Raw genomic sequence first — 18,357 nt, forward strand, 5'->3', positions numbered from 1 at the left:
CAATATATTGCTGTTTTCATTCAGGTTGGCTGCTTTGCATGATTCCGCCAAAGCACATTCTTTTATAAACGGTCAGGAACTTCTATCAGTAACACTTCCACCCATGATCGGCGCTTTTCTTTAAAAGGAATGTCTTAATGAGTTTTGAAAGGAAGCGAGGACAAAAACTTGAGAAGATCAATATTTATATCGTCTGTATGCGGTAGAATTTGAAAATTTCCCAGTACTCAAAAGAAGGAATTACACAGAAAATCGCAGCACTCTTTATTTTTACCTCATTTCAAAAAATTATTCAACTTAAATAATGTTTTGACATACAAATGATAGGGTTGACTCTTTTTTGCAAAAGAAAAGCGGGACTTTCGTTCCCGCTTTTTCTCTCTATTATGGCCGGATGACAAGATTTGGTTTTTTCTTCAGGCTGTGTCTTCCGTCAACAAATCGAACCGTTCCTGATTTTGCCCGGATGACCAAGCTTTCCGTTGTGCTGACGGAGCCTTTGAACTGAACGCCTTTCAAAAGCTCGCCGTCCGTTACGCCTGTCGCAGCGAAAATGGCGTCGTCTCCTCTGACAAGGTCTTCCATGCGGAGCACTTTTGAAACATCAAGGCCCATTCGTTCACAGCGCGCTTTTTCTTCATCACTTTGCGGCAGAAGCCTGCCGATGATTTCTCCGCCGAGCGCTTTTAAAGCGACTGCGGACAGCACCCCCTCAGGCGCTCCCCCTGATCCGAAGAGAATATCCACGCCTGTGTGGTCGAACGCCGTGTTGATGGCGCCCGCGACATCACCATCATTGATCAGTTTGATCCTGGCGCCCGCCTCACGCAATTCAGAAATGATTTTTTCGTGTCTGCCGCGGTTTAAAATCGTTGCTACGACATCTTCAATGTCTTTGTTTTTCGCTTTTGCAACGGCTTTTAAGTTATCAATGACAGGAGCTTCGATATCAATGCAGCCTACAGCTTCAGGGCCGACCGCGATTTTTTCCATGTACATGTCAGGAGCGTTTAACAGCGTTCCGTGGTCAGCGACCGCGATCACTGTAAGCGCATTCCAGCCGCCGCTGGCTAAGATGTTTGTGCCTTCAAGCGGATCGACGGCCACGTCGACGCGAGGGCCGTAGCCGTTGCCGAGCTTTTCGCCGATGTAAAGCATCGGCGCCTCATCCATCTCGCCTTCCCCGATCACAACAGTGCCTTTCATCGGCACTGTGTCAAACACGTCACGCATTGCACTTGTCGCCGCATCATCGGCTTCATCTTTTTTTCCTCGGCCCATCCATCTGGCGGATGCTAAAGCCGCAGCTTCTGTGACGCGAACCAATTCCATTGATAAACTTCTTTCCATTTCAACACGAACTCCTCTCAAAAGTCAGCATTTCTATGAATTTTGCAGCTGTTCTTTCTCTTCGTCTGTCAGCCTTTCCCGCCAGATTGTGGCGCCCAGGCCTTCAAGTTTTTTCTCAAGGTTGCTGTAACCGCGGTCCAAATGCTCAAGGCCCGTAATTTCGGTTACGCCGTCAGCCATCAGCCCGGCTACGACCAAGCACGCGCCGGCACGCAGATCACTCGCCTTTACCTTTGCGCCCTGCAGCTCGACAGGGCCGGTGATGATCGCCGATCTTCCTTCTACCTTCATGTTGGCGCCCATCCGTCTCAGCTCATCAATGTGTTTGAATCTTGCCGAGTAGATAGTGTCCGTCACGACACTCGTGCCGCTGGCTTTAGTCAAAAGAGATGTCATCGGCTGCTGCAGATCAGTCGGGAAACCCGGGTATACAAGCGTTTTTACGTCAACGGGCTTAATGTGCTTCTGTCCGCCGAGCATGAGCAGCTGGTCGTCACTCGTTTCAATGTGAAAACCCATTTCCCTCAGCTTTGACGTTAATGACTCGAGATGAGTCGGAATCACATTATCAATAATGACTTCTTTCCCCATCGCCGCGCCGGCAATCATGAAGGTGCCTGCTTCAATTCTGTCCGGGATGATGGTGTGCCTGCATCCGTGCAGCTCTTTAACGCCGTCAATTCTGATCACATTGGTCCCCGCACCTTTGATTTTAGCGCCCATGCTGGTGAGCAATGTGGCAACATCAATAATTTCAGGTTCCTTGGCGGCATTTTCTATCACGGTTTTCCCTTCAGCCAGTACAGCGGCGAGCATGATATTGATCGTTGCCCCGACGCTGACGACATCCAGATAAATTCGGGCGCCTTTCAGCCTTTCGGCACGCAGATAAATGGCCCCTTGTTCATTCGTGACCTCAGCTCCCAGGGCCTCAAATCCTTTAATGTGCTGGTCAATCGGCCGCGGCCCTAGATGGCATCCGCCCGGAAGTCCGATAACCGCCTGCTTAAAGCGGCCGAGCATCGCACCCATCAAATAATAGGAAGCGCGGAGTTTTTTTACTTTACCGTTCGGAAGCGGCATGCTGATCATCGCGGAAGGGTCTACGACCATCTCTCCATTTTCGAAATGGACGTTTCCGCCGATTTCTTTCAGCAGGTCACGCAGCGTTTCAATATCTGAGATCTCCGGAAGCCCTTCAATCGTCACTTCGGAATTTGCCAGAATGGTTGCGGGTATCAATGCGACGGCGCTGTTTTTTGCGCCGCTGATATGTACGGTTCCGTTTAACGGGTCGCCGCCGGCAATATTCAACTTTTCCATGATAGTCTCCTTCCATAAGAAGATAGCTGCGGAGCGTAAATAAAATGGCATTTTATTCTGTCTCTGCAAATAAAGCTCTTGTCCAAAATGTAGCCAATTCGAAGAGAAAGAATACAAGGACATTATAAAATATCAGGAAGAAAATAGCGAAGCTTTGCGGGGATTTTTTCACAGGATGTACAGAGACCCGCCGGATTTATCATTCCGGGGAAACGCACTCTTCACTTCGATATCAGCTTGAAGGCCCGCTGTAAAACAGGGAAAATAAGGTGCGGCAAACGGAAGGATCCGGTTTGCCGCCCTTTTCGCCCTTATTTATTCCAGTCTGCCAGGAATTGCTCGATGCCTTTATCCGTTAACGGGTGTTTTGTCAGCTGATGAATGACTTTCAGCGGCATTGTACCGATATGCGCACCGCGTAAAGCTGCCTCTGTCACGTGCTGTGCATGACGGATGGAAGCTGCGATGATTTGCGTACCGATTTCGTGCACATCAAAAATCTGTCTGATTTCCGAAATCAGCTCAAGACCGTTATGGCCGATATCATCCAGACGGCCTAAGAACGGAGATACGTAAGTGGCTCCTGCTCTCGCCGCCAGCAGCGCTTGGTTGGCGCTGAAAATAAGCGTGACGTTTGTCTTGATGTTTAAGTCGCTCAGCGCTTTCACGGCTTTTAAGCCTTCGGATGTCATCGGGATTTTCACCGTGATGTTCGGCGCGATTTTCGCTAATTCTTTTCCCTCTTCAATCATTTCTTCAGCATTTAAAGAAATGACCTCGGCGCTTACTGATCCTTTCACTACTTCTGTAATTTCACGAAGTCTGTCATGGAAAGACACGTTGGCTTCTTTTGCTACTAAACTTGGGTTTGTCGTGACTCCGGCAAGAACGCCCAGTTCGTTCGCTTCTTTAATTTCGTCAATGTTAGCTGTATCAATGAAAAATAACATAAGGAAAGCCCCCCAGTAAAGAAATTTTCAGAACTGTAAAACATGATTGCGCTTTCTAAAGATAGACATAAAACCGCCTGTCAAAGCTGTCAGGCGGTTATTGATGTTACAATCGGATTAAGCTTGGTTTGAAGAACCGAACTCACGCATTTTACCGATAACCGTTTCTTTGATCGCGTCACGAGCCGGTCCAAGATATTTACGAGGATCGTATTCGTTCGGCTTAGCTGCCAATGTGTCGCGCACAGCTTTAGCAGAAGAAATTTGGTTTTCAGTGTTTACGTTGATTTTAGCCGTACCAAGTGAGATAGATTTTTTAATATCGGCAGTCGGGATACCTGTACCGCCGTGAAGAACTAACGGAAGGCCGGTTGTCTTACCGATGTCTTCCATTTCTTTGAAACCAAGGTTTGGTTCGCCTTTGTAAGGGCCGTGGACTGAACCTAATGCAGGTGCAAGGCAGTCGATGCCAGTGCGTTCAACAAGCTCTTGGCACTCTTTAGGGTCAGCGTAGATAACGCCTTCTGCGATGACATCATCTTCTTGCCCGCCGACAGTTCCAAGCTCTGCTTCAACTGACACACCGTGGAAATGAGCAAGCTCAACCACTTTAGCAGTAGTCGCTACGTTTTCCTCGAACGGATGGTGTGATGCGTCGATCATAACAGAAGTGAAACCTGCATGAATCGCTTTCGCGCAAGATTCAAAGCTTGAACCGTGGTCTAAGTGAATTGCGACAGGAACCGTCACTTTGTATTCTTCCATCAGTGCTTTAACCATGGCCACGACTGTTTTGAAGCCGCCCATGTAGCGTCCCGCACCTTCTGAAACACCAAGAATAACCGGGGATTTTTCCTCTTGTGCTGCTTGTAAAATCGCTTGAGTAAACTCAAGGTTATTTAAGTTAAATTGTCCAACAGCATATCCTTTTTCTTTAGCTGTATTCAACATTTCCGTCATTGAAACTAAAGGCATGTCGAAAGTCCTCCTTATGTAGCCTGATTTGCTTCTTGCGAAAAAAGCTTTCCACCCTATAGCATGACCATAAAAGCCTGTCATATGTAAAACAACAGATCGCTTTTTCTCCATCTCTAGGATACCAACTTTTCGACAAATGGGCAACACAATGACCTTCAATTATTTCTAATTTTATTAATTCGATTTTAGAGGTAAATATTTTTTCACCGCATCCCTGATTTCGTCAATATCAAAAGGTTTTGCGAAATGCGTCAGGGCGCCGAGCTCTTTTGATTCTTGAATCATATCAAGTTCTCCGTAAGCGGTCATTATGATTACGCGGATTGAGTCGTCAATCATTTTCATGCGCCTCAGGATTTCGATGCCGTCCATGCCGGGGATTTTCATATCCAAAAGGACGAGGTCCGGCCGTTCTTTCGTCACGATGTCAAGAGCCTGAATGCCGTTGGCGGCCTGAAACGTCTGGTACCCTTCTTTATTAAATACTTCGTTCAGCAATATACGAATACCGTATTGATCATCTACGATTAAAATCTTTTCATTCATCATTTTACACCCCAATATTATCATTTTCGTCAAAAGGAAGCAGTCGTTTATGTATTCTGTTTGATTTTCGCATTTCCTTTAATTATAATAGTCTACTTTCCGACATTTTCTGAGAATTTTCTCTTTTGTTGTATACTGATCTTGTATGTGTTAAGGAGGTTTCACTCATGTTAAAGATATTCACGACGCAGCTTACGGGCATTTTTTCCCGCATTCAGGATAAGGAATCTGATGCAATTGAAGACGGTGCGCGGTTATTGGCGCAGGCAGCCGTCAGCGGGCATTCGATTTATTTGTACGGCGCAAATGAGATGCAGGGCATTTTGTGCGAGGCGGAACTCGGCTCCGAGCCGCTGCCGTCTGTCAAAGCATTTCCGAAAACAGCTGAGGCGATTACCGAAAGCGACAGGGTGCTGATGTTCTGTTCAGATCCGGGCACTGCCGGGGAACAGGCGCTGGCTGAAGAGCTTTATGAAAAAGGCGTCGGCCTCGTATGCGTGTCTCCTATTGTGAAAGGCCAGCCCGGAATCGAGGCGTTTTGCGATGTTCATATTGACAGCAAATTAAAAATGCCCCTTCTCCCTGATGAGGACGGAACAAGATACGGCTTTCCTTCTTTAATGACGGGTCTGTATGTCTATCATGCACTGTCATTCACATTAAAGGAAATGCTGCAGGAATATGCCTGATACAGAAAAAAAGACTTGCCGCTTATTACGACGGCAAGTCTTTTTTTGATTACTTCTGTTCTGCAGCTTGTACGGAAGCACCGATAAAGTCTTTGAACAAAGGCTGCGGTCTTGTCGGTCTTGATTTGAATTCCGGGTGGAATTGGCAAGCCACATACCAAGGGTGGTCTTTCAGCTCGATAATTTCCACAAGTCGTCCGTCAGGGCTTGTGCCGGAGAAGACAAAACCGCTGTCTTCCATTTGCTGTCTGAATTCGTTGTTGAATTCATAACGGTGGCGGTGGCGTTCATATACCACTTCATCCGCATACGCTTCATAAGCTTTCGTGCCTTCTTGAAGCTTACAAGGGTAAAGTCCGAGACGAAGCGTTCCTCCAAGGTCCTCCACATCTTTCTGTTCAGGCAGAAGGTCGATGATCGGATAAGGAGAAGACGGATCAATCTCAGCGGAATGAGCGCCTTTCAGGCCTAGTACATTTCTTGCATATTCAATGGATGCGATCTGCATGCCTAAGCAAATGCCGAAGAACGGAACTTTATGTTCACGCGCATAGCGGGCAGCGATGATTTTTCCTTCTACACCGCGGTCCCCGAAGCCGCCCGGAACGATAATTCCGTCTGTGCCGCTTGTCAGCTCTTGAATATTGCTTTCTGTCACTTCTTCAGCGTTAATCCATTTGACTTTAACATCCGCATCAAATGCATATCCAGCGTGGCGAAGCGATTCAACTACGGAAATGTAGGCGTCCTGAAGCTCTACGTATTTTCCGACAAGGCCGATTGTAATCGTTTTGGACAAGTTCTTCACTTTGCTTACAAGGCCTTTCCACTCGGTCATATCCGCTTCTCTGCACTCTAATTGCATATGTTCGCAGACAAGCTTATCGAGTCCTTGCTCCTGAAGGTTAAGCGGGATGGAGTAGAGGTTGTCCGCATCTTCACATTCAATGACGGCTTTTGTATCGATGTCGCAGAAAAGCGCGATTTTATCTTTCATATCTTGAGAAATCGGCATTTCCGTCCGAACGACGATAATATTCGGCTGAATACCTAAGCTTCTCAATTCTTTCACGCTGTGCTGCGTCGGTTTCGTTTTCAGCTCGCCCGCTGCTTTGATGTAGGGAACAAGCGTACAGTGAATGTACATAACATTTTCACGGCCGATGTCGCTTTTCATTTGACGGATTGCTTCGAGGAACGGAAGAGATTCGATGTCTCCGACTGTTCCGCCGATTTCCGTAATGACGACATCCGCATTTGTTTCTTTGCCGGCACGGTAGACGCGGTCTTTCAATTCATTTGTGATGTGCGGAATGACCTGCACCGTTCCGCCGAGATAATCTCCGCGGCGTTCTTTTTTCAGAACAGCAGAATAGATTTTACCAGTTGTGACGTTGCTGAATTTGTTCAGGTTAATGTCAATGAAGCGCTCATAATGGCCTAAGTCAAGGTCAGTCTCAGCGCCGTCATCCGTAACGAAAACCTCTCCGTGCTGGTACGGGCTCATCGTTCCCGGGTCAACGTTAATATAAGGGTCGAATTTTTGGATTGTGACGTTCATGCCTCTGTTTTTCAGCAGGCGCCCCAGTGATGCAGCTACAATTCCTTTTCCGAGTGAAGATACAACTCCCCCGGTTACAAAAATATATTTCGTCATTTCGTTTGCTCCTCTCTTCGGTCTTTACACATTCTTAAAATGTACCGTTTTATAGAAAATCATTTAAATATATCAAATGATGCTGTAAAAGAATTTGGGAGGTGAAAATAAGAAAGCTCCCTTTCAATTTCTTGAAAGGGAGCGTAGCACTCATATGAATTCTCTTCTTTTTGAAGAGCCCAAAATACATACTACATAGTTCGACAATGAAAGTCAAGATCGTTTTCGAGATAGAATATCAGTCTTTGCGCTCCTCGTCTTCCTCATCCAAATCCTCTTCATCTTCGTCGATGATTTCCTCATCAATCTCAAGATCTTCGTCCTCATCTTCATCGATATCTTCGTCGTCAAAGTCGTCTGATTCCAGAACCAAGTCCTCTTCAACCTCATCGAGATCGATATCATCTTCGTCAATTTCCTCGAACTCGTCAAGATCAAGATCCTCTTCAACGGCTTTTTTCGCTTTTTTCTTTTTCGCCTTTACGGTCGGCTGTGTTTCTTCATCAAGCTGATCATACGGGTACCAGCTGCGAAGCCCCCACGTTTGGTCAGACAAAGCAAGAAAGCGGCCGTCAATGTTTAAATCGGTATAAAATTGTGCAATGCGGTCCCCCAGTTCCTCTTTTTTTACGCCGAGCAAGGAGACAATCTCATTTAACAGTTCCTGGAAAGGAACCGGTTTTTTATGTTCTGAGAAGATTTCGTGAGCGATTTCAACTAAAGCCATTTCCTTTAGCTGTTCCTGTGAATATTGTTTGATACCCAAGGTCGGACACTCCCTTTCTATTACTTATATGTATCTGTTTCTATCCTATAATAAGAACGATTTTGTATTGTTTTGTTCATAAACCATACCTCTCATTATAAACAAATTAAAACAGAATATGCTACCCTTTACAGCGTAATTTAAGAAATTTTAGCAGAGCTCTTTGATAAATCGCCGAATGTGCGAAAACAAAGCCGCCGGCATATGTGCGGGCGGCTCTTTTCTTTTATACGGACTCTTGTTTTTCGGCGCCAAATACGGACATGGCGAGCAATTCACTGACATCATAAGTGCCGATGCGGTCTTCTGCTTCTTTCGCTTTTGTTCCGTCGCCGAGCATAGTCAGGCAGTAAGGACAACCGGAGCTGATGACCGTCGGGCTGACAGAAAGCGCCTGCTCAGTCCGGGCCGTGTTGATTCTCGCTCCCGTCTCCTCTTCCATCCACATAAGCCCGCCGCCGGCGCCGCAGCACATTCCGTTTTCGCGGCTGCGCTCCATCTCTTTCAACTGCACGCCCGGAATGGCTTTTAATATGGTTCTCGGCGGGTCATACACTTCATTGTATCGGCCTAAGTAGCATGAGTCATGGAAAGTAATCGTTTCATTTACCGGGTGAAGCGGTTTTAGTTTTCCTTGCTCTACCAGCTCGGCTAATAATTCAGTATGATGATAGACTTCGGCTTGGAATCCGAAGTCCGGATATTCATTTTTGAACATGTTATAGGCATGCGGGTCAATCGTGACGATTTTTTTGATCCCATGTTTTTCGAATTCGGCAATGTTATTCTCCGCCAGCTCCTGAAACAGAAACTCATTGCCCAGGCGGCGCGGCGTATCGCCGGAGTTTTTTTCTTTATTGCCGAGAATCGCGAAGGAAACGCCGGCTTCGTTGAGCAGTTTCGCAAAAGCGGCGGCGATCTTTTGGCTTCTGTTGTCATAGGAGCCCATAGAGCCGACCCAAAACAAATACTCAAACTCTTTCTCTTGTTTTTTCATTTCTTTGACTGTCGGTATCACTGTATCAGCTGCCTGCTCACGCCAGCTTTCCCGTTCTTTTCGGTTTAAGCCCCACGGGTTTCCCTGCCTCTCAATGCTTGTCATCGCCCGCTGAGCATCGCTGTCCATTTTTCCTTCCGTCAGTACAAGGTAACGGCGCAGGTCAATGATTTTATCGACGTGTTCATTCATGACGGGACATTGGTCCTCACAGTTCCGGCATGTGGTGCATGCCCAAATTTCTTCTTCCGTGATGACCTCGCCGATTAAGCTCGGATTGTAGTCAATGGCTGCGGCCGCTTCACGCGATCCGCCCCCTGCGGAAGCCGCGGCAAGCTGATTCGCTTTCGTATGCTGAAAAACGGGTGCAGGCACCCACGGCGATTTTGACGTCACGGCAGCGCCTTTTTCTGTGAGGTGGTCTCTGAGCTTTAAAATCAAATCCATCGGAGAAAGCATTTTGCCTGTTCCCGAGGCCGGACACATATTTGTGCAGCGCCCGCATTCCACGCACGCATAGAGATCGACAAGCTGGGATCGGCGAAAATCTTCAATTTTTCCGACGCCGTAGCTTTCTTTCGTTTCATCGGTGAAATCAATCTTTTCCAGCTTCCCTCTTGAATCCAGCCTGCTGAGAAATACATTGGCCGGGCCTGCAATTAAGTGTGCGTGCTTTGATTGCGGCACGTACACTAAAAAGCTGAGCAGGAATAAAAGATGAAGCCACCATGAGACATAAAACACAGCGGCTGCGGCGGGCTTCGTGAGGCCGCCAAGTATGAACGCAATCGAGGAAGCGATCGGCTCAGTCCAAGACAGAGAATGATCGTGCCACAGAAGATTCATGCCGTTTCCGAAAAGAACCGTTACCATCAGGCCGCCGATGAACAACAGGACAAGCCCCGCTTTAAAGCCGCGTTTCAGTCTGACGAGCTTCTCGACGTAGCGGCGGTAAAACGCCCAGACGACCGCAACTAAGATCAGAAACGTGACGATTTCCTGAAAAAAGGTAAACGCCGGATAAACCGGGCCGAACGGCAAATGCCGGTCAGGCAGCAGCCCTTTCATAATAAAATCAATCGCGCCGAACTGTACGAGAATAAAGCCGTAAAAAAACAGTACGTGAATGATTCCGCTTTTTTTATCTTTCAGCAATTTTTTCTGCCCGAAAACATTCACCCATATCATCTGTAAACGTTCCTTCAGGCGTTTATCAAATTCTTCCCTTTGGCCGAGCTTAATATAAGCCACCCTTGTTCTGATTAAATAAACGAATAAATAAACGGCGTAAGCGGTTACAGCTAAGAACAGCAGCGCGTTTACAGTGAGAAAAGCGTTCATCTTGTCTCCCCCTTTGTTCTGATTCCCCTCTTCCAGTATTATCTTTATCATAAATAATGAATGAGTGTTCAGTCAATAATTAAATTTATGATCTCCGGGCACACTACCTATACTTTGGAAAGGAGCGTCGGTATGAAGGTCTTATTTGTGTTACTTGCCATTTTTATCATTCTGCTCGGACTTGTGCTGCTTGATATGCTGATGGGCCGCGCTGCGTACAGAAAAAAAGCATACGAGCCCGTTTTTTCACCAAAAAAAAGTGACATTGAGCTCATTCACTGCGGCGATGATCTTGTGAAACGGATGATGGCTGATATCCGCCAAGCCGTCTCTTCTATTCATATGATGTTTTTTATTATGAAGAACGATCAAGTCAGCCATGACATGTTTGATTTATTAAAAGAAAAAGCACAGGCCGGCGTCTCCGTTTATTTGCTGCTTGATTGGGCCGGAAGCCATCAAGTAAAAAAGCCGGCGGTCCAAACGATGAAAAGGGCCGGCGTTCACGTGCATTTTTTGAACAAGCCGCGTTTTCCGTACCTTTTTTTCCGCCTGCAAAAGCGGAACCACCGGAAAGTGACCGTTATCGACGGCAAAATCGGCTATGTAGGCGGTTTTAATATCGCGGAAGAATATCTCGGCAAAAAAGCCAAATTCGGAACCTGGGAGGATTATCACCTGCGGATGACCGGCGAAGGCACGGCGGATCTGCAAACCCTTTTTTTAAGCGACCTCAAGCGGAATACCGGAAAAACGACCGAGTCCCCGGAGGTTTATCCGCCGCTGCCGCAAGGGAATATCTCTCATAGAATCTATGCGTCTGACGGTTTCTCACTTGAAAAACATTACGAGAGCTGCATTAAAAAGGCGGAAGAAAAAATCATTATCTGCACGCCTTATTATATTCCGAGCAAAAAACTTCAAGAGGCGATGATCTCAGCCTGCCGAAAGGGTGTGGCGGTCATCTTAATGGTGCCGATGAAATCAGACCATCCGCTCGTCCGGGAAACGGCGTTTACGTATTATCCAGAGCTTCTTGAAGCCGGCTGCCTGATCTACCGTTATTATCAGGGCTTCTACCATGTCAAAGCCATCATTATTGATGACCGCATCAGCATAATCGGCACGCCGAATTTTGATAAACGGAGCCTGTATTGGAATGAAGAGGTCAACGTTATCATTCATGACCTGGCCTTTACGGAAGAAGTGCTCTCCACCATCACTCAGGACATCAAAAAATCTGAGCTCCTGACAAAAGAAAAAGTGAAAAACCGCTCCGTCAGACAGCTGCCAGCGGAATGGATCGGCAAGGCCATATCTTACTTTTTATAAAGGAGAAACGTTATGCTGTTCAGATTCGGATTTGTCTCAAACGCCATGAGCCTTTGGGATGCGTCCCCTGCAAAAACCTTAACTTACGCCCGTTATACAAAACTGCCCGCCCAGGAGCGGAAAGAGGCCCTGCTTTCTGTGACGAAGGCCAATATCACCAACACGCTGCGCACCATCCATTACGTGATCGGCCACGGAATCCCGCTGTACCGGTTCTCAAGCTCCATCGTGCCGCTTGCAACCCATCCGGATGTGCTGTGGGATTTTGTCACACCCTTTCAACAGGAATTCCGGGAGATCGGGGAGCTTGTCAAAAAACATCAGCTCAGGACAAGCTTTCATCCGAACCAATTTACGCTGTTTACGAGCCCGAAGAAAGCGATTACTGCTAATGCGGTGAGGGATATGGCTTATCACTACGAGATGCTTGAAGCAATGGGATTAGCTGATCGGTCAAATATTAATATTCATATCGGAGGCGCATACGGAGATAAAAAAAGCGCGATTGACCGCTTCCGCCTGAATATGAAGGAGCTGCCGGATTTCATAAAACAGCGGATGACCTTGGAAAATGATGATAAAACCTATACATCGGAAGAAACGCTCAGCCTTTGCGAGAATGAGGGGATTCCGTTCGTCTTTGACTATCATCATTTTTACGCAAATCCGGCCGATGACGCCGATTTAGATGATATTCTTCCGCGAATGATCCGAACATGGCGGCGGATCGGCTTAAAGCCGAAAGTACACCTTTCTTCACCGAAATCAGAGTCAGCAATCCGCAGCCACGCCGATTATGTCGATGCAAACTTTGTCCTGCCGCTCTTGGAACGGTTCAGGCAATGGGAGACTGACATTGATTTTATGATTGAAGCAAAAGAAAAAGACCGGGCGCTGCTTAGACTCGTCGAAGAATTAAGCGCCATCCGCGGCGTCAAACGCCTGACGGGCGGCGTGCTGAAGTGGAAGTCATAGACAGGTTTATCACCCGCTGAAAAGGGGAACGAAACACAATATCAGACCATCAGATGGAGGAAAAGAACATGAAAAACATTACATCTCTGAAAGTAGCCGCTCAGGCGTTTACGTTAAGAAATTTAATCCAGCTATATCAGCTTTGCCATACGGGCAGCCATGAACTTTATATCTACTCCAAAAAAACGATGTGCAAAATCAGGGATATCATTGAGCTTGAAACATTCAGAATGGCTCATAAAGAAAAAGAATATTTAATTGTGGTGGAAGGAAAGAAAGCGGTTCAGCTTGTCGATAAATTTAAAAACATAATAGAACCTGCGCAAAAAGAAGCGCATTAACCCCCATTACATAGAAAAAAGGATAGACGAAGGACGGCAAAGCCGCCGGGTCTATCCTTTTTTGTTTATTGGAAGGCGACCTCACCGAATTGGGCTTGATGAAGCCTGCTGTATATGCCGCCGGATGCAAGCAGCTCGCTATGGCTTCCCTCTTCGGCGATTCCTTCTTTTGTGACGACAATGATCCTGTCCGCATGTTTAATCGTCGCCAAACGGTGAGCGATAACAAGCGTCGTGCGCCCTTCAGACAACTCCCGCAGCGATTTCTGAATGGCGGCTTCGGTTTCTGTATCCAGCGCAGATGTAGCCTCGTCCAAAATCAATATAGACGGATTCTTTAAAAACATTCTGGCGATGGAAAGACGCTGCTTCTGACCTCCGGAAAGCTTTACCCCGCGTTCGCCGATGACCGTGTTTAAGCCGTCAGGGTAATTGTTTACTAAGTCTTCTAAATGCGCCTGTCTGACGGCCTGCCAAATGTCCTCCTCTGAGGCGTCAAGCTTTCCGTAAGCAATGTTTTCCCGTAATGTGCCGGAAAACAGGAAGACATCCTGCTGAACGACGCCGATCTGTCCGCGCAGCGACGACAGCGTCATGTCCTTACTATCGATGCCGTCGATCGAAATCGTTCCTTCAGCCGCTTCATAAAACCGCGGCAGCAGGCTCGTAAGCGTTGATTTCCCCGCTCCGGAAGGTCCGACAAATGCGACAGTCTCCCCCGCTTTAATTGACAGGTTAATGTCAGACAGAACAGGACTGTTTTCATCGTAGCCGAATGAAACATGTTCGTAGCGGATATTTCCTTTTAAATCAGATACATGTTTCGCGTGCGGGGCGTCTTGAATGTCAGGCTCCGTTTCCAAAATCTCCATGAAGCTTTTAAAACCGGCAATGCCTCTCGGATACATTTCGATAATAGCGTTAATTTTATCTATCGGACGGAACAATACGTTCGTCAGCAGCACAAAGGCAACGAACTCCCCGTAGGATAAAGAGCCGCGAATGACAAACCACGTACCGCATAAAAGGACAAACAGCGTAACAAAACGCGTCAGCATGTAACTGATGGAGCCGTTTTTCGCCATGATTTTATATGACGTTAACTTTGTTTTGCGGAAACGCTGGTTATTCACGTCAAACCGCTGTTTTTCATACGCTTCATTGCTGAATGCCTGCACAAGCCGGATACCGCCGATATTGTTTTCGACCCTCGCGCTGAAATCGCCGACGTCTTTGTTCAGCTTTGTAAAGGCATAGGTCATTTTTTTGTTGAAATACAAGGCGAGCCAAATGACGACCGGCATAATGATAAAGGTCAAAAGCGCGAGCTGCCAGTTGATGAACAGCATGACTCCGAAGGCGCCTAACATCGTCATGACGGCGATAAACAAGTCCTCCGGCCCGTGGTGGGCGGTTTCTCCGATATACATCAAGTCATTAGTAAGCTTGGACATTAAGCTGCCCGTTTTATTATTATCGTAAAATTTGAAAGAAAGCTTTTGCAAATGGTCAAAAAGCTTTTTTCTCATATCGGTTTCAATATTAATGCCGAGCATATGCCCCCAGTAGGTGACGACATATTGAAGGCCCGAACTGAGAGCGTACACGGCAAATAGCGCAGCCGAAGTCAAAATAATCAGACTCCAATCCCGGCCCGGAAGCAGCGTATCAATGAAATAGTTGACGATCAAAGGAAAACTCAGCTCCATTAAGCCGCCGGCAATGGCAGAAAAAAAGTCGAGAAAAAATAACGTTTTGTACGGTTTATAATAAGAGAAAAATTGTCGCAGCACGTTTCTGTCCCCCCTGTGCGTCGTGCTTAATGATAATATTTCTCAATTATACTATACACAAGGCGTTTTTAAAGCGTTTCTTTATAAAACGCCTGAAAATAACCGCGCGAAGGATTCTTTCGTTCTTTCCCTTATATTGCGCTTGTAGAAACGGACGGGGCTGATTTTCTCACTCTCCCCCATGTCCTCCCTATATTGAGCTTCAAGGTCGCGGACAGCGTCTTCGTCTGTAAAGAAGACATTAACTTCAAAATTAAGCTGGAAGCTTCTCATATCCATATTGGCCGTTCCGACGGAGGCCAAATTTCCATCAGTGATGAGAACCTTTTGATGCATAAAGCCTTTCTGATACGAGTACACTTCAATCCCTTCACGGAGAAGCTCCGGAAAATATGACCTTGTCGCATATTGCGTGAAAAACCCGTCATTGGTTTCCGGCACCATAACACGCACCTCAACTCCTCTTGCAGCGGCTTCTTTTAAAGCTGTGCGAATCGACTCATTCGGCACAAAATAAGGAGTCGCAATCCATACGGACGACTCGGCGGCTGAAATCATGGCATAATAAAGGTCGCTCATCCGTTCCTTCATATCGGGACCCGTTGCGGCGACTTGATATACGCCGCCGCTTTCTGCGGGAACCGGCCGGCTGTAGGCTTCCTGGTCAATGAGCACCTCGTCCGAGACGTATTCCCAATCAAGCATAAAAATGCTGTGCAGCGTCTGAACGATTTCTCCTTCCGCCTTTACATGGGTATCCCGCCAAAACCCGACGTTTTTATCTTTACTGATATATTCCTTGCCGACATTTAGCCCTCCGACAAATCCGACTATGCCGTCAACAATGACGATTTTACGGTGATTTCTAAAATTGAATTTTTGATTAAAAAAACCGTATTTCAATGGCAGAAACGGGACGATGTCCACACCCGCCTGCTTCAATTTCTTTATGTCTTTCCCCGCCAGCTTCAGGCTGCCCGCCGCGTCGAATAAAAACCGCACTTCCACTCCCTGGCGCGCTTTTTCCATCATAATGTCCATCATTTTATGGCCGAGCATGTCAGATTTGAACATGTAATACTCAATATGTATAAATGATGTCGCCTGGCGAAGCGCCTCAAACAGCTCGGGAAAGGTTTCATCCCCATTTTTGAGCACTTTCAGTTTGCTTTTCGTATTGATATTCATATGGGCTGCTTTGATTGAATATTGAAAGAAACGTTTCTGATTCCCTTTCAGTCCTGACAGCTCAGGGGTTTTCTCCATATCAAATATCTTTCTCAGCTTTTCCCGATTATACGTCCGCTTCGACCGAAACAGCTTGCCCTTTTCGTAAAGCTGGCCGGAAAACAGGTAGAACAAATACCCGGCGATCGGGAAAAAAATCAGCACGTGAATCCACAGCAGCGTATGCTGAGATGTCCGGTTTTCCAGCATCAGCGAGTAAATGCTGAATACTATAATACCTGCGTAGCAAGCCAGCCCGCCATAAAACGCGGGCTTGGATACCGGGAAGGCCCAGACGGCATAAGCCCCGATCAGCATAATATATAAAAACAAAAACTCCAGTCTTCTTCTCACCATTCTCGTTCTCTCCCATCAAGCCCTCATGACTTGTTTATTCCTCTTGGCCGGACGGGATAAACCTTTCTGTCAAAAAGACTCCCCCGCCTATACAGGCTGAGGAGGCATTTGACTAGACTTCCTGCGAATGGACGAGCTCCGGGAAGAGGCGAAAATGAAAAAGCCGGCAGCCAGCGGCCGACCCCGTGAACAAAGTCAGCATCGTCACGACAAACACGGTGGATATCGTAAAAGCCACGCCCATTCTGATGAGAAAAAATACATAAAACGGGATATTAATCAGAAAGAAGAAGGCTGTGCCGCCAGTTAATACTTGAGAATGTCTGAATAGTAAGATCCGCTTCATTCTTCACTCTCCTTTTAGTTGATGATACTTCCAAATACAAACATTACAGGAATCCCGGCCGCCCAGCCAATACCTTGGCAAAAAATATCTTATGTTATAAAGACTTGTTTTCATCATCATAAAAATCCCCCTCTTGCAAGGGGGATTTTTACGAGCGTTTCCGATATACAACATAGCTGCGGGTCACATATTTGAGCGGCAGGCTGAATACGTGAACCAATCTTGTAAACGGCCACAGGATAAAAACGACGTATCCTATGATGATATGAAGCTTAAACCATAGCGGGACACTCTCCATCAAAGAGGCATCAGGCCTGAACATAAAGAGCTCCCTAAACCACGGACCGACTGTTGTCCGGTAATCAAAGCCCTTTGAGTCAATGTTGAGAAATGTGGCGGCAACGCCCGACAGCATCATAAACAGCAGCAGAATGAGCGTAAGAAAATCCGACGGTGAGCTGGTGTTGCGGATCCTTTTGTCAAATAGTCTTCTGTACATCAGAATGAACAGGCCGATACACGCCGCGATCCCTGCAGGCAGGCCCGCGCCAATCGCCATTTTGTGATAAACATGCTCGGAAATGCCAATGGAAGCGTACACGGCTTCCGGGATCAGAATTCCCATGAGATGCCCGCCGATAACACACAGCATGCCCCAGTGAAAAAGTGTGCTGCCCGCCGCAAGTTTTTTCTTTTCTAACAGCTCGCTTGATTTCGCCGTCCAGCCAAATTGGTCATGCTGGTAGCGGTAAATATGGCCGCCGATAAAGATCGTCAAAACAATGTATGGCATCACGCCCCACAGGATCTGTCCGTTCATGCCTGAACAGCCCCTTCAATGCTTTCACGCACGCCGATGTTTTCCAGCGCGGCCAGCAGCACATGCAGCAGCTCAGCATATATGCTGTCATTTTTTTCGAGGCGGGATGCCAGCTCCCTCACATTGGACAGATATTTCTCAAACACGCTTCTCGCTGCTTCAATCTCCGCAACCGCTGCAAATTCCAGCATAAGCGGCAGGTAATCAGGCAGCTCTTTCTCTGTCGGCAGGAAACCGGATTGCTGGTATGTGTTTTTTAGATGCAGCAATTCAATGCCGCGTTCCCTTTGCTCGCCTGAGTTAAAATAGGTGACGTACATATTCGTTTTTTTCCCGAAGTCGAATGTATAGACATAGTGTTCAATCAGCGCTTCCGGTGAAAAGCTGGCTGACGCCTCGAAAAAGCGCAGCAGCTTCTCCCGGATTTGCTGGCTGCCGATTTCATGGATAAGAGCCTTCCAATCGGGAAGCTCGGCTCTCCACTCTTCATCCGGATAGGAAAGAAGACAGGAAAGAGCGGAGAACGTAATTTGCCGATCTATGGTGTTCATCTTGTTACACCTCATTTA

At 46.9% G+C, this 18,357-nt stretch carries 17 protein-coding genes and 1 pseudogene; 4 read left to right on the forward strand and 14 right to left on the reverse strand.

From position 1 onward, the window contains the following. Positions 1-75 precede the first annotated feature (75 nt). From J7E26_RS18175 to spo0F, 6 genes and pseudogenes are all read right to left on the reverse strand, one after another. A pseudogene (locus tag J7E26_RS18175) lies at positions 76-182 on the reverse strand (hypothetical protein); the annotation flags it as partial. A gap of 202 nt (positions 183-384) precedes the next feature. Continuing rightward, entirely contained in the window at positions 385-1,350 is a 966-nt protein-coding gene (gene glpX, locus J7E26_RS03520) for a class II fructose-bisphosphatase (protein ID WP_214802101.1), read from the reverse strand. A 33-nt stretch (positions 1,351-1,383) separates the two neighbouring features. After that, on the reverse strand, positions 1,384-2,673 hold the full coding sequence (locus J7E26_RS03525; RefSeq protein ID WP_214802099.1) for a UDP-N-acetylglucosamine 1-carboxyvinyltransferase: 1,290 nt from the start codon (positions 2,671-2,673) through the stop codon (positions 1,384-1,386). A gap of 311 nt (positions 2,674-2,984) precedes the next feature. Continuing rightward, positions 2,985-3,623 (reverse strand): fructose-6-phosphate aldolase, encoded by a 639-nt coding sequence (gene fsa / locus J7E26_RS03530; RefSeq protein ID WP_214802095.1) that lies wholly within the window; start codon positions 3,621-3,623, stop codon positions 2,985-2,987. Between the two features lie 117 nt (positions 3,624-3,740). After that, positions 3,741-4,598: a class II fructose-bisphosphate aldolase gene (locus J7E26_RS03535; RefSeq protein WP_061522510.1), complete on the reverse strand. Its 858-nt coding sequence runs from the start codon at positions 4,596-4,598 to the stop codon at positions 3,741-3,743. A 177-nt stretch (positions 4,599-4,775) separates the two neighbouring features. Then, complete coding sequence (gene spo0F / locus J7E26_RS03540; protein ID WP_214802092.1) at positions 4,776-5,150, reverse strand: response regulator; 375 nt, start codon at positions 5,148-5,150, stop codon at positions 4,776-4,778. A gap of 164 nt (positions 5,151-5,314) precedes the next feature. On the opposite strand from spo0F, the gene J7E26_RS03545 reads away from it, so the two are divergent. Further along, positions 5,315-5,836: a DUF2529 domain-containing protein gene (locus J7E26_RS03545; protein WP_214802088.1), complete on the forward strand. Its 522-nt coding sequence runs from the start codon at positions 5,315-5,317 to the stop codon at positions 5,834-5,836. Positions 5,837-5,885: 49 nt separating this feature from the next. Here the strand turns inward: J7E26_RS03545 and pyrG are convergent, their stop codons facing one another. From pyrG to J7E26_RS03560, 3 genes are all read right to left on the reverse strand, one after another. Beyond that, positions 5,886-7,493: a glutamine hydrolyzing CTP synthase gene (gene pyrG, locus J7E26_RS03550; RefSeq protein WP_214802085.1), complete on the reverse strand. Its 1,608-nt coding sequence runs from the start codon at positions 7,491-7,493 to the stop codon at positions 5,886-5,888. Between the two features lie 238 nt (positions 7,494-7,731). Further along, the gene (rpoE, locus tag J7E26_RS03555; protein ID WP_214802082.1) at positions 7,732-8,259 is read right to left on the reverse strand and encodes a DNA-directed RNA polymerase subunit delta; all 528 of its coding nucleotides are present in this window, start codon (positions 8,257-8,259) and stop codon (positions 7,732-7,734) included. A gap of 226 nt (positions 8,260-8,485) precedes the next feature. Continuing rightward, entirely contained in the window at positions 8,486-10,597 is a 2,112-nt protein-coding gene (locus tag J7E26_RS03560; RefSeq protein ID WP_214799932.1) for a (Fe-S)-binding protein, read from the reverse strand. A gap of 132 nt (positions 10,598-10,729) precedes the next feature. Here J7E26_RS03560 and cls (J7E26_RS03565) point away from each other — a divergent pair, with 132 nt between their 5' ends. The 3 genes from cls (J7E26_RS03565) (at position 10,730) to J7E26_RS03575 (ending at position 13,245) form a co-directional block, all read left to right on the forward strand. Next, a complete protein-coding gene (gene cls, locus J7E26_RS03565; protein WP_214799934.1) occupies positions 10,730-11,929 on the forward strand; it encodes a cardiolipin synthase in 1,200 nt (399 codons plus the stop codon). A gap of 12 nt (positions 11,930-11,941) precedes the next feature. Then, entirely contained in the window at positions 11,942-12,904 is a 963-nt protein-coding gene (gene uvsE / locus J7E26_RS03570) for a UV DNA damage repair endonuclease UvsE (protein ID WP_214799936.1), read from the forward strand. A gap of 68 nt (positions 12,905-12,972) precedes the next feature. After that, positions 12,973-13,245, forward strand: coding sequence for a hypothetical protein (locus J7E26_RS03575; RefSeq protein ID WP_214799938.1), 273 nt, complete (start codon positions 12,973-12,975; stop codon positions 13,243-13,245). 65 nt (positions 13,246-13,310) lie between these two features. Here the strand turns inward: J7E26_RS03575 and J7E26_RS03580 are convergent, their stop codons facing one another. From J7E26_RS03580 to narJ, 5 genes are all read right to left on the reverse strand, one after another. After that, entirely contained in the window at positions 13,311-15,038 is a 1,728-nt protein-coding gene (locus tag J7E26_RS03580; protein ID WP_214799940.1) for an ABC transporter ATP-binding protein, read from the reverse strand. 81 nt (positions 15,039-15,119) lie between these two features. Beyond that, positions 15,120-16,622 carry a cardiolipin synthase gene (cls, locus tag J7E26_RS03585; RefSeq protein WP_214813085.1) on the reverse strand — a complete coding sequence of 501 codons (1,503 nt, stop codon included), beginning with the start codon at positions 16,620-16,622 and terminating at the stop codon, positions 15,120-15,122. Between the two features lie 112 nt (positions 16,623-16,734). Next, complete coding sequence (locus J7E26_RS03590) at positions 16,735-16,968, reverse strand: hypothetical protein (RefSeq protein WP_214799944.1); 234 nt, start codon at positions 16,966-16,968, stop codon at positions 16,735-16,737. Between the two features lie 148 nt (positions 16,969-17,116). Beyond that, positions 17,117-17,788, reverse strand: a complete 672-nt coding sequence (gene narI / locus J7E26_RS03595; protein WP_214799947.1) for a respiratory nitrate reductase subunit gamma — start codon at positions 17,786-17,788, stop codon at positions 17,117-17,119. Then, a complete protein-coding gene (narJ, locus tag J7E26_RS03600; RefSeq protein WP_214799949.1) occupies positions 17,785-18,339 on the reverse strand; it encodes a nitrate reductase molybdenum cofactor assembly chaperone in 555 nt (184 codons plus the stop codon). Before narJ ends, narI begins: the two co-directional genes overlap by 4 nt. Positions 18,340-18,357: the final 18 nt, after the last annotated feature.

The organism is Bacillus sp. ISL-51 (assembly GCF_018613535.1).
Taxonomy (GTDB): Bacteria; Bacillota; Bacilli; order Bacillales; family Bacillaceae; genus Bacillus.